Source organism: Litoreibacter albidus (assembly GCF_900107015.1).
In the GTDB taxonomy this organism is placed as follows: Bacteria; Pseudomonadota; Alphaproteobacteria; order Rhodobacterales; family Rhodobacteraceae; genus Litoreibacter; species Litoreibacter albidus.
Genome location: NZ_FNOI01000010.1, coordinates 77,872 through 92,612, shown reverse-complemented (window position 1 = coordinate 92,612; position 14,741 = coordinate 77,872). Strand labels below are relative to the sequence as shown.

General features: G+C 58.1%; 12 protein-coding genes. All 12 read right to left on the bottom strand.

Annotation, left to right across the window (positions count from 1 at the left end; genetic code table 11):
* Positions 1 to 35: 35 nt before the first annotated feature.
* The 12 genes from tssH to BLW66_RS17010 all read right to left on the bottom strand — a co-directional run bounded on the left by tssH (position 36) and on the right by BLW66_RS17010 (position 14,734).
* Positions 36 to 2,768, bottom strand: coding sequence for a type VI secretion system ATPase TssH (tssH, locus tag BLW66_RS17065; protein ID WP_089948881.1), 2,733 nt, complete (start codon positions 2,766 to 2,768; stop codon positions 36 to 38).
* A 32-nt stretch (positions 2,769 to 2,800) separates the two neighbouring features.
* A complete protein-coding gene (gene tssG, locus BLW66_RS17060) occupies positions 2,801 to 3,898 on the bottom strand; it encodes a type VI secretion system baseplate subunit TssG (protein WP_089948879.1) in 1,098 nt (365 codons plus the stop codon).
* The gene (tssF, locus tag BLW66_RS17055) at positions 3,895 to 5,829 is read right to left on the bottom strand and encodes a type VI secretion system baseplate subunit TssF (RefSeq protein WP_089948876.1); all 1,935 of its coding nucleotides are present in this window, start codon (positions 5,827 to 5,829) and stop codon (positions 3,895 to 3,897) included. The genes tssG and tssF overlap by 4 nt, the downstream gene beginning before the upstream one ends.
* Entirely contained in the window at positions 5,826 to 6,401 is a 576-nt protein-coding gene (gene tssE / locus BLW66_RS17050; RefSeq protein ID WP_089948873.1) for a type VI secretion system baseplate subunit TssE, read from the bottom strand. Before tssE ends, tssF begins: the two co-directional genes overlap by 4 nt.
* 159 nt (positions 6,402 to 6,560) lie before the next feature.
* Positions 6,561 to 7,070, bottom strand: a complete 510-nt coding sequence (locus BLW66_RS17045; protein WP_089948870.1) for an Hcp family type VI secretion system effector — start codon at positions 7,068 to 7,070, stop codon at positions 6,561 to 6,563.
* 54 nt (positions 7,071 to 7,124) lie between these two features.
* On the bottom strand, positions 7,125 to 8,615 hold the full coding sequence (tssC, locus tag BLW66_RS17040) for a type VI secretion system contractile sheath large subunit (RefSeq protein WP_089948868.1): 1,491 nt from the start codon (positions 8,613 to 8,615) through the stop codon (positions 7,125 to 7,127).
* A 59-nt stretch (positions 8,616 to 8,674) separates the two neighbouring features.
* Entirely contained in the window at positions 8,675 to 9,196 is a 522-nt protein-coding gene (gene tssB / locus BLW66_RS17035; protein WP_089948865.1) for a type VI secretion system contractile sheath small subunit, read from the bottom strand.
* Positions 9,197 to 9,332: 136 nt separating this feature from the next.
* The gene (locus BLW66_RS17030; protein ID WP_089948863.1) at positions 9,333 to 10,673 is read right to left on the bottom strand and encodes a type VI secretion system protein TssA; all 1,341 of its coding nucleotides are present in this window, start codon (positions 10,671 to 10,673) and stop codon (positions 9,333 to 9,335) included.
* An 87-nt stretch (positions 10,674 to 10,760) separates the two neighbouring features.
* Entirely contained in the window at positions 10,761 to 11,282 is a 522-nt protein-coding gene (locus BLW66_RS17025; RefSeq protein WP_211664295.1) for an OmpA family protein, read from the bottom strand.
* Positions 11,283 to 11,407: 125 nt separating this feature from the next.
* Positions 11,408 to 12,709, bottom strand: a complete 1,302-nt coding sequence (tagH, locus tag BLW66_RS17020) for a type VI secretion system-associated FHA domain protein TagH (protein WP_089948860.1) — start codon at positions 12,707 to 12,709, stop codon at positions 11,408 to 11,410.
* An 87-nt stretch (positions 12,710 to 12,796) separates the two neighbouring features.
* A complete protein-coding gene (locus BLW66_RS17015; protein WP_089948858.1) occupies positions 12,797 to 13,396 on the bottom strand; it encodes a DUF6931 family protein in 600 nt (199 codons plus the stop codon).
* A 144-nt stretch (positions 13,397 to 13,540) separates the two neighbouring features.
* Positions 13,541 to 14,734 (bottom strand): acetate/propionate family kinase, encoded by a 1,194-nt coding sequence (locus BLW66_RS17010; RefSeq protein ID WP_244508682.1) that lies wholly within the window; start codon positions 14,732 to 14,734, stop codon positions 13,541 to 13,543.
* Positions 14,735 to 14,741 lie beyond the last annotated feature (7 nt).

Genomic DNA, 14,741 nt, shown 5'->3' with positions numbered 1-14,741 from the left:
CAGGGGCCACAATAATTCACACTTACAGGGGTGGGTTAGGAGAAGTTGTACTCGAACGCACCGTCTTTGAGGGTGACTTCCACTGCGTTGATCTCCTCACCTGCTACCATTTTCGAGAGCACTTCGCGCGACAGGTCGGGAAGGATCGAATTGGTGATGATGTTGTCGACCATACGGCCACCGGAATCGGGGTCGCGGCATTGGTCGACGATGTGGGCGATGACCTCCTCGGCGTAGGTCATGGTCGCGTTGTGGTTGGTTTTCATCCGCTTGACGATGGAGCCCAGCTTTAGCTTGGTAATGCCAGTCAAAACCTCGCCGGACAGCGGGAAGTAAGGGATGTTGACGATCCGGCCCAGCAGCGCGGGTGGGAACACGGATTGTAGGGCGGGTTTCATCGCCTCCTCCAACGCCTCCAGATCAGGGTTCGATTGACCGCTGTTGGCAACGTCCATGATCGCGTCGGTGCCCACGTTCGACGTTAGCAAAATCAGTGTGTTTTTGAAGTCGATAGAGCGTCCGGTGCCGTCCTCCATGATGCCTTTGTCGAAGACTTGGAAGAACAGTTCGTGCACGTCGGAGTGGGCTTTTTCCACCTCGTCGAGCAGAACTACGGAATAGGGTTTGCGGCGAACGGCTTCGGTCAATCGGCCGCCTTCGCCGTAACCCACATAGCCCGGAGGTGCGCCTTTTAGAAGTGACACGGAGTGTGCTTCTTGGAACTCGGACATGTTGATGGTGATGATGTTTTGCTCCCCGCCGTACAGGCTTTCGGCGAGGGCGAGCGCGGTTTCGGTTTTACCAACACCGGACGGACCGCAGAGCATGAACACCCCGATAGGTTTGTTCGGATTGGCCAGCTTGGCGCGGCTGGTCTCAATCCGCTTCGCGATCATCTTGAGACCGTGATCCTGCCCGATGACCCGTTCTTTCAGACGGTCCGCCAGCGTCAGAATGGCCTGCAATTCATCGGTGACCATGCGGCCCGCAGGAATGCCCGTCCAGTCAGAGATGACGGAGGCCACCGCCTGCTCATCCACGTGGGCATAGACCATGCGGTCGTCGGGGTCGCCTTCTTCGAGTTCGGTGATTTTCTCGTGCAGGGCAAGGCGCACGGCTTCGGGATCCTCGGCGACGGGTGCGGGTGTTTCTTCCTGTGCCGCCTCTTCTTCTGGCGCGTCTTCCTCTTCGCCGATTTTCGGGGCGTCTTCGGGTGTTAAGACCTGCTCGCCGTCGGGCTTCAGATTCTGGCGAAGCTCCAAAATTTCGTCCACAAGAACCTTCTCTTTGGAGTATTTCTCCTCAAGGACGACCAGTTCTTCCTCCGCTTTGGCTTTCTCTAGTTCAGCCTCCTTGATCCGGTCCTCGTTCTCTTCGCCCAAGTCGCGTTGCGCGGTTTTTGCGGCGATCTCCGAGACCAGCGCGGCAATCGTTTCTTTCAGGTCGGCCAAACGCGCAGGGGTCGAAGCTTGGGAAATGGCGACGCGTGCGCAAGCGGTGTCGAGCAAGGAAACGGCCTTGTCAGGCAACTGACGGGAGGGGATGTAGCGGTGCGACAAAGACACGGCGGCGACGATCGCTTCGTCCGAGATGCGCACGCCGTGGTGGTCTTCCATCGGCTTCATGATCCCGCGCATCATGTAGCAGCACTGCTCAACGCCCGGTTCTTCTACGTTCACCGGCTGGAAGCGACGGGTGAGCGCGGGGTCTTTCTCAAAGTGGGTGCGGTATTCCGCAAATGTGGTGGCGCCGATGGTGCGTAGGGTGCCGCGCGCAAGGGCGGGTTTCAGCAAGTTTGCGGCATCCCCCGTGCCCGCAGCGCCGCCTGCACCGATCAGGGTGTGGGCTTCGTCGATAAACAGAATGATCGGTGTGGGGGACGCCTGAACTTGATCAATGACGGAGCGCAAGCGCTGCTCGAACTCGCCTTTCATCGAGGCACCAGCTTGCATCAAACCGATGTCGAGGGAGTGCAGTTTGGTGCCGCGCAGTTTCGGCGGCACATCACCAGAGGCAAGCCGCTGCGCGAAGCCTTCGACCACTGCGGTTTTGCCAACGCCAGCCTCGCCTGTAAGGATCGGGTTGTTTTGGCGGCGGCGCAAAAGCACATCAATGATCTGGCGGATTTCTTCGTCGCGGCCGACGATAGGGTCCATTTTGCCCGATGCCGCGTCGGCGGTCATATCAATCGAGAAGCGATCCAGCGCGGTGGTCCCGCCGCCACCCTCGGTCCCAGCCGCGCCGCCGGACGGTGCCACAAGGCCGGAGCCATCCATCGGGCGCATGTCTTCTTCGTCGGATTCCGCCCACGCGGATCGGGCTTCGGAGACGAGAGATTCGACGTTCAGCTTTTGAAATACGGGCGAGCATTGAAACAGGGCGCGCTTGAGTTCAGTGGACTTCAGGCAGGCGACCAAGGCGTGGCCCGTGCGAATTTGGGTCTCCGAGAAAAGCAATGTGGAGTAGTGCCAGCCGCGGTCCAGCAGGTCGGTTACGTGGTCCGAAATGGACGGCATTTCGGTGGCGTTTTTGCGCATGCCGTCGATCACCGCGCCAAGGTCTTTCAAGACCTGGCCGCGATCCAGTTTGAAGTGGTTCAAGGTCTTGGAGATGTCGGAGTTCTTGTTGGACACCACATGGAACAGCCAATGCGCCAGCTCCACATGGCGGTTGCCTTCGCCCTTGGCGTGCCGAAGCGATTGAACGAAAGCGTCATAGCCAACCCGATTGAGCTTGCCGGCCACTGTTTCCATTGAAATGTCACTCATAATCATATCCCCGTATCGGTAATTAAAATGGTCTAGGCCGCGGCTTTCGCCGGAGCGCGTTCAGTTGAAAATTGCGCCGCCTGTACGTAGCGGCGCGGTTCGGTGTCATCGGGCGTTTCGGGCTTGATCCAGCCGGTCCAGCCAAGGGCGGTCTGCTGCCCGAGTTGCGCGGCCGGAACCTGATCGGCGGGTAAAGACAAGGACACGTCAACTTCGATGGTGACGCCCAGATACCAAACCACGATGTCGGTCAGGCGGGTGAAGCTATCGCCGCCCGGAAGGTAGCTGCGGTACTGCTCAAGGCTTTCGGTGCGGACGTGGATGCAGATTTTTTCATTCACGGCGGGGACACGGCTGCCAAGGTGCACATTTTGCCCGAGATGGCTGCCGCCTAGCCCGATTTTGGTGAGGTCCTGCGGCTCGAAACTCATCCAACTGGGCACGTGTTCCTCGATATCGACGTGAACTTTCAACAGCAATTCAAGCATCTGACGCAGCCGTACGGCGGACTTGATGCGACCGGAAAATAGCGCCACCAATGGCAATTTGGCGACGTCTGGAATGTGGTCGCGGTCTTTGAACGCAGGGGTGCCCAGACCTGCTAGGGAGCCGACATAGGCTTGGAAGCGGTCGCCCGTGGGGTGGTCGAACTGTGCGATCGGACGGGCGTCGGCCCATGCGCGGTAGAACAGTTGCAAGAAACGGTTTGCGAAAATATCGGTGAACCGCGCGAAGCTAGGGTCACGGGCATTTAGCCAGCCGTGAACCTCTGCGGTGGTGTTCAGGGGCAGGGCGCCTTGTGGTCCATAGAACCCAAGAAACTTGGAGTTTAGCCGCGCGGGCTTGCCGCCTGGCTTTTCCTCAAAGGCGGTGATGTTGGAGGCGGGGAAATCCAAGAAGGGATCTTGCCCCAGCGATACGATTTCTTCCTTGATGGTCGCGTTTTGCCCGATACGGGGTTTGTCGGGATAGGTGCGCTCCATCTCGCGCAGGGCGGCGAGAAAGCCAAACCGCCACGGCGTGACCTTCAACATAGCGCGGCGCGACATCCCTTGAAGATCCGCCGAAGTCAGTGTCGGCGCGGGGGGGCCTATCATCTCTGGCTTTTTCTTCGCGGGGATTTTTGTCATAGCAGCGGGCCAGAGCCGGAACGTGCGGGCCAGACTTTGATGTCGCCGCGTTGCTGGGAGACGATCACGGTCTGGGTAAAGCTGTTGATGGCCGAGTAATCTGCAAGAAAGCGATCCAGAATTGCGCCCAAGAACATGATGCCTGAGCCTTCAAATCCGCGTTCGTCGAAGGTGATCCTGACCTCAATGCCACGCGCGGCGTGAAAGCCGCCGTCTCGTTTAACGGAGCGTACAACAGGGCGCGTCTCAATGCCTTTGATGGCCTGCAATTGCTTTTCTGTGACCTTGTTGGTGAGGTCTGCAAACAGCGAGATCATTTCGCGAAGCCCTGCGGCTTGATCCCGACTTCCGCGATCCGAAAGGCCGAACTGGTTCAGCGACAGGTGGCTGATCAAACGCCAATAGACATCTCCCGACTGCGTACGGTGGGGTGCGTCACTTTCCAGATCAGCAACGGCCTCACGCGGGGCGGTGGGGCCAGCGATGCACGAGAGATTAACCGTTAAGTCATCGTTAAGGTTAAAATCCGTGCCCTTTTGGTTGAGCGGCAGGTACTCCGGCAGATGACGGTTGGAACAGAGTGTCTTCACCTGCAAGCGGCGCACGCGTTTGTCATCGTCCAAGCCCTCAGGCTCGTAGATCGAAATGAAGGTTTCGGTGCCCTTGTAGTTGTGCTGCACGCCGAAGCGCCGCTCGTTCTGGGTCAGGCGGCGTTCCTTGCGTCGGAACGTGTAATACAGCGCCTCGCGCGGGTTAATCTGCTCTGCTGGGACGCCATAAAGCGGGTGGACAGGCACCTTCGTTTGCACGCCGGAATAGTAGGCGAAGGCTTCTGTGATGCGGTGGACTTCGTAATGTGATGACGGGCTGCTGTCCGGCGTGACGATGTATTCGTGGCGCAGCGGGTCAACTTTGACCTGCGATGAGTTTTCCTCAAACAGGTTAATAGCTGGCACCGCGAAGAGGGCGAAATGCTGCTTGCCAACCCGCGAGGGCAGTGTGGATTTAACGGAGTTCAACTCGACGATGAGATCGAATTCACTTGCCTCAATGCGTTTGAGCGCTTTGTTGATGCCCGCCAAACGGAAGCCAAGAAACTTCTGCGGGAACAAGAATGCTTCGCGCAGGGTGCTGTACCCGCGAAACACGCGGATGTCTTCGGGGAACAGCGCCTCGTCGTCGTCGAAGCCGATCTGTTCGATGGTGTTCGGATCAAGCCGGATAAACGCAGGGTCGCCGTTGGTGTCTAGATAGCGCAATGTGATGCGGTTCACGTTGCAAAAGAGTTGCTCGTAAAGCGCGACAGTTTCACTCATGTCGCCGATCAGATGAACCGGCAGGCGGTCGACTTCCAGCTCCGACATAGGGCCTTCGGGCTTGTCGGCATCTTCCATTGATGGACGCATGAAGCTGAGTTTCAACCCACCAGCGGTGCCCGGCGCGACGTCGAAACCAAGCGCTTGCAAGGGCGCGGGGCCGTCCAGATAACTGGCATCGGCGATTTTGAGGGGCCACAATTCCAGCGGTGCAGACAAACGGAACCGTGCCGAAATCCGTTTTTCGCGGTCAACGTAGCGCGCATCCATGTAGGATCCTGCCGGAAAGGACATCCCCTCAACCAGTTCTTGGTTGTCGAAAGGCGGGTGTGCCTGAACAAGCATCGCGGCAGGGGTGGGGGCCAACATGTCGGGCAGCAACTGCTCCAACAATTCATTGGTGAAGGTGCGAAACTCTTCCTTCATCTTTAGTTGAACGCGGGCGGCCATGAAGGCGGTGCCTTCAAGCAGGCCAGCCACGGCAGGGTCCATGTTGTCTTGTACCAAGCCGCCAAGACGTTCGGCGATACCGGGATAGTCGGCCGCGAAGTCTTGGCTCCGCTCGTAAAGCAGGGCTAATTCGCGCTCATAGGCGTCTAGAAAAGCCTTCTTCATCGCAGAACTTTCAGTTTGGCAAGATTAACCTTACCACCACCGACGTCGATTTCAGCAAGAAATTCTAACGGCACATCCACGGGATTGGCCGCGAGATCGGCGGTGATGTCGAAGGCCAGTTTTTGGCTTAGGTCTTTGTCCTGTTCGCGTAAGGACACCTCGATGGTTTCGGGGATAAGGCGCGGCTCGTGGTTGATCAAAGCGTCGCGCAATCGCCGTTCAAGGTGCCCGCGATTTTCTGAGTTGGAGGACATGTTCGCCATGTCGTCCATGCCGAAGTTGAGCACGGATTTACTGACGTATTTATGAGCGGACAGATCCAATGCGGCGTCGAGCCGGATCGTTTGCATCAGGTTTGCGAGGTCTTCGTGAAGGTGCGCCTTGAGGGAACCTTGGTCTGCGCCGTGACGTCGCTGGACCGTGCGTTGGCTTATCTCGCGTTCACCCTCTTTGTAGGTGGCGCCGTCGTTCGTGGCGTCTTTCTTGCCCGCAGCTTCACGGAACACATGCATCAGCGAAATCTGGTTCTGCTGGCCTGATTTGCGACCGGATTTGGAGGGCGGGGTTTTCATCTGGCGGTACACTCTGGCGATGTTCGGGGTAGACCATCGCTCGGAGGGAAACGCGGCGGGACGTGAGACGACATGTCTCCGAGTGCGGTCCGGACGGTAGTGGGATGGGGGCGCCGTAACCGGCGCACCCCGTATTTTTGATAGGAAGGCGTCGCCAGCTTAAGCTGGTTTGACTGTGCCGTTCCATTCTTTGTTTTCTGCGATGTCCCAACCAGCGTTGGTTGTACCGGCATCTGCACCTTTGTCGTCTTGCATCGTGTACTCGATGTTGAAGCGACGGAAGTTCAGAGTCAGGGACTCTTCGATGCGGTCGAGACCGTCTTTGGAGCCACCAGTCGTGTAGGACGACACGATGATCATTTCCATGTGCAGTTTGAAGTACTCAACCGGAGCGTCGCCACCGGATTTACGTACTGTCAGCAGGCCAGCGTCGATGTGCTTGCCGGATGTACATTTCTTGATCAGGTCGTTGGACGACTGGTCAACGTATTTGATGATGTTGATGTCCTGAACGTCGACTTTACCGCCGCCGCCGCCGCCGCCCATGTGGGTGGTGCCGGATTGGGTCATGCCCAGACCCCAGTTCAAAATATCAATCTCTTGCTTGTGGGACGAGTCCTGGGATTCGCCTTTGATGCTCGACAGTTTCAGAAAAATATCGACAGCCATGTGTCTTCTCCTTGGTTACAATAAATCAGTAGGAAATTTCGCTAATGAAATTGTTTATTTCCCACCGGGTAGTTTGGATACGAGGCTCATCCCGATATCCATTCCTTCCATTTGGAAGTGCGGTTTGAGGAAGAACTTACCCATATAGTAGCCAGGGTTTTCTTCGTCCTCAATAACTTTGACCGTCGCACCGGCGAGTGGCTTGAGCGCTTTTTCAGACTCGCTTGCCTCGTCGGGGTTCAGGTGTACGTATTTCATGATCCAGCTTTGCAGCTCACGCTCAATCTGGTCGCGCGAGCGGGACATGCCGATTTGGTCACGGACCATGCATTTCAAGTAGTGGCTAAAACGGGACACGGCAAAGATGTAGGGCAGGCGGGCGGACATGTTGTCGGACGCGGTTGCCTCTTCGTCTTTGTAGACCTTCGGTTTGTAGATCGACTGCGCGCCGATGAAAGCCGCTTTGTCAGAGTTTTTGCGGTGGACCAGCCCGATCAGGCCAGCCTTTGTCAGCTCGCCTTCGCGGCGGTCGCTGATTGCTATCTCGGTCGGGCATTTCAGGTCTGTGGACCCGTCGCCTGTGTCGAATGTATGCGATGGCAGGTTGATCACCTCACCGCCCGACTGAACGCCGCGGATTTGAACGGTCCAGCCGTGCTCTTTGTGCGCGCGGTTGATGTTTGCCGCCATTGCGTGGGCTGCATTCATCCAAGCGTATTGCGTGCCTTCGTGCCCATCGGTTTCTTCCTCGAAGTTGAATTCATCAACTGGCAGGGAGTTTTGGCCGTAAGGTTCGCGCGACAGGACGCGCGGCATGGTCAAGCCGATGTAGCGGGAGTTCTCAGAATCGCGCAGCGAGTTCCATGCAGCGTAATCCGGTGTGTCGAACACAGTGGACAGGTCGCGTGGGTTGTTCAACTCGTTCCAGCTGTCCATGCCCATCAATGTTGGGGACACGGAGGACAAAAACGGTGCCATGGAAGAGGCCGCGATTTTGCCCATGTCGCGCAGCAAGCGGACGTCGGCAGGGGATTGATCGAAGTAGAAATCGCCCACAATCGCGCCGTAAGGCTGGCCGCCGAGTTGACCGAATTCTTGCTCGTAGATCTGTTTGAAGATCGGGGACTGGTCCCACTTCGCGCCCGGGAAAGAGCGCAATTCACGTTCCAGCTCGGCTTTGGAGACGTTCATCACGTTGATTTTCAGCGATGCGTCAGTCTCGGAGTTGTTGACCGTGTAGGCCAAGCCGCGCCAAGAGGCTTCGATCTTCTGGAATTCTTCGTGGTGAATGATGGCGTTAACCTGAGAGCTGAGCTTCTCGTCGATGGCGGCGATCATCTGGTCAATGGTGTCGATCACGTCGTCGGATACAAGGTCTTGGTCCTGCATGGCCGTCGCGACAAGCGTGGTCACCGCGTTTTCGACTTCTTTGGCCGCAACGTCGGAGCGCGGCTTGAAATTCTTCTTTAGAACATCAGAAAACTCGTCGAGCTCGCTAAGAGCACCACCAGCTTGGGCGCCATCCTGTTGGGCTTCTGTCGCCATTGTCGTTCCCCTTAATTATTACTTACCCGCGCTGCTCTTTGGCGCGCGGTGACATCTCATTACTCTTCGGCGTCATCGCCAGCGGCTGGAGCGCGCTCGGCTAATGCGGCCATCAACTCAGGATCTTCCAGCAGCGCTTTGATCTGGTCTTGGGCTGCGGATTTGCCGTTCATATAGCGCTGTAGGTTGGCCAGTTGCGTGCGGGCTTCCAGCAGTTTTGCAAGGGCAGGAACCTGACGGGCAACTTCGCCCGGGCTCAGGTCTTCCATTTTCTTGAAGTTGAGGTTCACGCTCATCTTCGTGCCGGAGTCAGGATCAAGGCGGTTGTCGACCTGCATCGCGATGCCAGGAGACACAGCGCCCATGTAATCATCAAGGCTGTCTTGGTCGACGCGGGTGAATTCGCGTTCTGCAACTGGGGGCTTCTCTACCTCGGAAGCGTTGCCGCTGAGGTCGGACATGATACCCATGACAAATGGCAGTTCCACCATCTTGTCGGATTCATAGGGATCGGCGTAGGAAATGTTTACCCGTGGTGGTCGGTTGCGCTTGATAAAACCGGTCGCTGAATCTGAGGCCATATTCCCTCTCCCTAAAATCTACGCGATAAGAAAGCCTTAATCACCTTTTGCTGTCAACGCATTTAGGTGATTTTTCACTCAATCTTCACGTTCAAATCTATATAAGCCCGTTCTTTGTGACCTTGGGTCAGCTTTCCTAGCTTTCGCTTTCGGTCGCGGGCATCAATTCCTTAACAATAGCATGGAAATCTTTATCCAAAAAGCCTCTTGCTTTCAACAAAAGGATTGGGATCGGACTAACAGGCTCGCTCCGACGGTAGAAATCTTCAACCGCTTTGATGACAGAAGCCGCGTCTGGACGGGTCGTGATCGTGTCGGGGACTTGCCCTTGGGCGTCGGTCGGATCAGGGCCAGCGGCGGCGCGCACTTCGGCGGACAGTGTCCGCAAGCGGTCCATCGAAATCACAAAGCCGGTTTCCGCGCCGAAGTCTATTTTCGCTTGGCCGGAGTGGTCGGGCAGCAGTGTGTCCAAAGCCTCGATCAAGGGCTTGCCGATAAGAAGCCGTGCCTGCGTCACTAAGAGAAGGGCGGCGGCGGATGGTTCTTTCGTCGCGAAATACTGCTCCACGACTTCAAGTGCGACGCGTGCCGCGGTGTGGGTTGGTATGACGACCGGGCCGGACAAAGTTGCCGCTTGTGCTGGGGCCGCGCTGCCGACCTCCACGCTGCCGTCGTCGCCGTCAAATGCGTCGCCGTCTTCGGCAGTCGCCTCCCCCTCGGTGCTGGATCCACCTAGGTCGGGGCGCGCCTGAACAATGAGGTCGAGCAATTCGTTAAGGCGTGTTTCAAGCTTTTCGATGTCGGGGGTGAACGGGCTGTCTTCTTGCGACTTGGTCACGGTCGTGATGCGGCCAACGGCTGCCTTCGCCGCCTCCAGCTTCTCAAACGTCTTGTCGACCTCTTTTTGATTCGCTTCGTTGCTAATTGCCGCGAGCAGCGCGCCAGCGTCGCCTGGGGTTTCGTCCTCGCGGGGCTCCACTTGGCCACTTGCCAAAAGGTACATCCGTTGGGTCACCGCTCCGCTGCGACGATCTTCAACCAGCGTGGCGTATTGCAATGGCATGGTTACGGTTGCGAGGGTGTTTAGCTCTTCCAAGGCGTTTCGGCGCTCGGTGTTGTCGCCTGAAACCTGCGGGTGGGCGTCGTTCGGATGGGCCTCCAGCAAGTCCGCCATGGCAACAAACGCGTCGCAGAACCCATGCAGCCGACCGGCCAGAATTTGGAACCGCGCCTGAATACCCAATAGGCGCAAATCGCGGGTGCGTTTTAGGAGGGCTTCGATCTGCTTTTCTTCACCACGAAAGTCGATCGACTTCGGGTCGAACAACACTTCGCGCACCAAGTCATAATACTTGGTCGGCATACGCTCCGGCGCTTCGAAGAAATACTCGATAAAATCGGGATCATCTTCAAGCAGAAGGTCCGCGCCGCAAGGGGCGTCGGGCGAAATGGGATCGGTAATTTTATCGTAGTTCATGCAATGTCCTGAAAGGCAAACGGCCACCCAACCCTACAACAGGGCGGGTGGCCGTTTGTGTCAAGTCGTGGCGCGTCCAATTCCGGATTAGCGCAGATCAATACGCAGCTCGACCCGGCGGTTTTCCGGATCAAATTCGTCGTCAACGCGGGGCTGTGCTTTACCAAGGCCCACAGCCGAGAGGCGATCCTCAGAGATGCCCTCATTGGTCAGGAACTCGGACACGGCAGCGGCGCGTGCTTCTGACAGGTCAATGTTGTATCCCTCGGAGCCGCGTGCATCAGTGTGGCCTTCCACGACGAAGCGGGCAATTTCCAAACGCTCGTCCTGCATCATGCGGGCGAAAACCTTCAGGCTTTCTGCGGCTTCGCTTGTCAGGGTTGCGGAGTCCAACTCGAAGTTGATTCGCATGTCCAGACCTTGCGGGACGGACGGCGTGGCAGCGGTGTCGCATTCTTGTGCGGTTCCGATGCAGATGCCGCGGGTGGCGCCCATGTCGATGGAGTTGATATAGAAATCGACCAGTTCCTCAGTCGTGTAAGCCGACTGGGCGGAGGCTGGTACAGACATCGCCGTCAGGATTGCGGCGGTCGCGATAAGACGTTTCATCATAACACCCTTCAATAAAATACTGCCGACACCATACGCTTCGGCTGCCTCTAGGTCAATGAGACAGCCCGCAACTCTGCGTTTCCTGCGCGATGATTTTGCGGTGCCGATTAAACGGCGGATGGCTACTGGCCGCCGTTTGCTTTGATGGAGGAATCGTAGGCTTCGGCAAAGTAAGCCAAGAACACATCAAGCATGCCGTTCTCATAGGGGTGGGTTTTCGCGTCCCAGCGTTCGACGAATACCTCCCAGTTGCGCGCGCGCTTGCCACCGCCGACAACCGCCAGCTTGCTGGCGCCCGCACCGGCCCGCTTCTCGATTGCCTCTGGTGACAGATCTTCCAGAAGCCGTGCCAAGGCGGGCTGGATCGCAGAATAAACGGCCGTCTGGTGGCGCTTGATGTCGCCGAATGCCTCGACCAGCGTCGAGGTGCCACTAAGATAGCCGGGACGCGGGTTGATATACATGACGTCCATAGCCTGCACCGCGTCGGGCATGAATTTGAGCGGGTTGTTATCCGTCTGGCCCATCATAGTCCGCGAGCCACTTTTGACGAATTGCTTCGTGGCGGCGCGGGCGCCAAGCAGGGCTTTCAACTCCTCCGTGGTGACGCGCAGGGACTGGCCCAACTCGCGGGCCAGCTCCACCGGATCTTTCGCGGGAAGGTTTGTCATGGGCATGCCAGCACCTTCGCAAAACGCCCGCAACACGGCGTCGGCACTCGGGCCAGCGGGTGCTGGCGCGGTGGGCGGCGGCGCTGCGGGTATAGGGGCAGGTGGGATCGGTGCGGATGGGGCTGCGGCGGGCGCGAACCCTTCAGATGCGGGGGCCGCTTGCGGCGTGGCAGGTGCAGCGGGTGGTATCGGCGTCGCGGATGCAAACGGGGAGCCGCCTTGAGCGAGTGCGGCAGGGGTTGGCGCTGCGGGTGGCGGTGTTGGGGTCGCGGGCGGCGTCGGGTTAACGATGAAGTTATCGCCAAAATCCCCGCGCCACGGATTTTCTTCGGCAGGGGTGACGTTCACCGGCTCTGCTGGGGCGCCACCCAAATTCCAAGGATCGGCTCCGGTCGCTGGTGCGGCGGCGCTCGGGGCATCACCCCACGCGGCTGCGGCGTCCTCTAGGACGACAACAATGATGTAATGGCCAACCTGAAGCCGGTCCATGTGGGCCAACTGATAGGGGCTTTCCACGCGATGTGAATGGCCCTGCAAATAGGTGCCATTGGTGGAGGTGTCGTTCAGCCAATAGACGCCATTTTGGAATGTGACCTCGAAATGCTGGCTGGAAATGTGGCGCGCAGGGTCTGGCAGCGTCCAGTCCATTGCGCCGTCGCGACCAACCAAGACACCTCGCCCATCGACGGATATCTCCAGCGGACCACCGTCTTCCAGAAAATCGTGGTTCTCAATTTTTAGGGTCAGCTTCATGGGTACGAACGGCCTTAACGAGGATCAGGATGGGAGGCGGCAGGTGGCGCAAATCACGACGAGTCGCGTGAAATGATAGGGAATATTTCAATCCCCGACCAGAGTTTGCGCCAGAGTGATGAAGCGCGCAAGATTGATCGAGCGTTGCGGCAAACCTCCGCGCGCAAGGCACGACAACACGCCTGCATTCACAGCGCGCGGGGTGCTCAGGTTGATCGGCTCGTCGCGCCGACCACCGCCCGATGCCCCCGTGCCCAACCCCAACCAAACACCAGGTGTTTTGCTGGGCGCGGCAAGAGCGATGTCGTATATCTCTTTCCGGTTTGCGTCCGATGGATCATGTGCCCATGCGCCGACGAGTTCCAACAACTGGTGGTCAATCGGGGTCAGATGCTCGCGCATCGACGTCATGCATTCATGCGCCCACCAGACCGCGATACGGGGCTGGAACGCGTAGGACACCATCGTCACGGCTTCCTCAGGTGTGGTGGATGACCGGAGGCGGGCCAGCAAAAGCGCCACTTTCTCATCCGGTCGCGGCTCCAGCTGAATGTCTTCCTTCAGTTCCGGCATCATTGCATAGAGATCGGGCGCCAGCACCGTGCGCAGGTTGGAGGACGGGGGCACCGTGCGGTTCCCGTCAAGCAGGCCGTTTCCGGCCTCGGTCTTTGGCGTGGCGGTCATCATGCCAGACACTTGGGGTGGCAAACTGGGCAATTCACAAAATTCATTCGACGTCGCTTCAATAAAAAATCAAATCAGGCGATGGCCTATTGAAAGCCAAACACCGCTCCCCGTCAATCACCGCGTGACACTCATTAGCGTCGGGGGTTAGCCGACGAGGTCGCGCATATGCCCCGCAATCACGGCTTCCTCGTTGGTCGGAATGACGTGAATTTGCACGGCGCTCTCTGCAGAATGGATGCTGTTTTCGCCTGTGGCATTGGCCTCTGGCGCGATGTGTGCCCCGAGCCATTCCAGATGCGCACAAATACCTTTACGCACGCGGGCGGAGTTTTCACCGATGCCGGCTGTGAAAACCAGCGCGTCTAATCCGCCTATACAAGGCAGCATTCGCGACAGTTCCTGCGCGGCACGCAGACAAAACAGATCAATCGCTTCACCCGCTTCCGGGGCGCTGCTCTCTTGCAAAACCTGCATCGCATTGGACACGCCCGATACGCCAAGAAGACCGGATTCCTTATACAGAAGCTTTTCAACCTGCTCGATTGTGAGACCCATACCCTGCTGCAAATACAACAAAACGCCAGGATCCATGCTGCCACAGCGTCGCCCCATGACCAGCCCGTCCAAGGCGGAAAATCCCATGGTCGTGGCAACGCTACGGCGCGCGGACATGGCGCACATGCTGGCACCATTCCCCAAATGCGCGACCACCACGCGACCGTCCGCAAGCGGGCCCAGATGTCGCGGCAGTACGCGCGCGATGTATTCGTAGGATAGGCCATGGAACCCGTATCGGATGATGCCTTGATCGGTCAGGGCGCGCGGTAGTCCGAACATGCTGTGTAATTTCGGCTGGCTCGCGTGAAAACCGGTGTCGAAACAGGCGACTTGAGGCAGCGAGGCTTTCCATCCGCGCACGGCACGGATCGCTGCAAGGTTGTGGGGTTGATGCGACGGGGCAAGGGGTTCCAGTGTTGTGAGCGCGTCCAGAATTTCGCCCGTCACAAGAACCGGTTTTGAGAACTCGCGCCCGCCGTGTACGACACGGTGCCCGACGGCTGTGATATGTCCGAACTCCGGATGTGCGGTGAGCCAGCCCAGCACCCGTTGCACGACTTCGTCGTGCGGCGTCTCTGGCGTCAGTGCGCCAAGGGCGTCCGGCTGCGCGTTGGTGGCGCTGAACTCTGGCGCGCGGCCGATGCCCGTCACCTTGCCGTTCATTACGGGCACGTCTGCTCCGCTGGTATACACGGCGAACTTCAAGCTAGAGGAGCCTGCGTTCATGACAAGTCGCACGTCGGGCATATGGATGATGTCTTTCGTTATCTCTGTGCACACCTGCGTA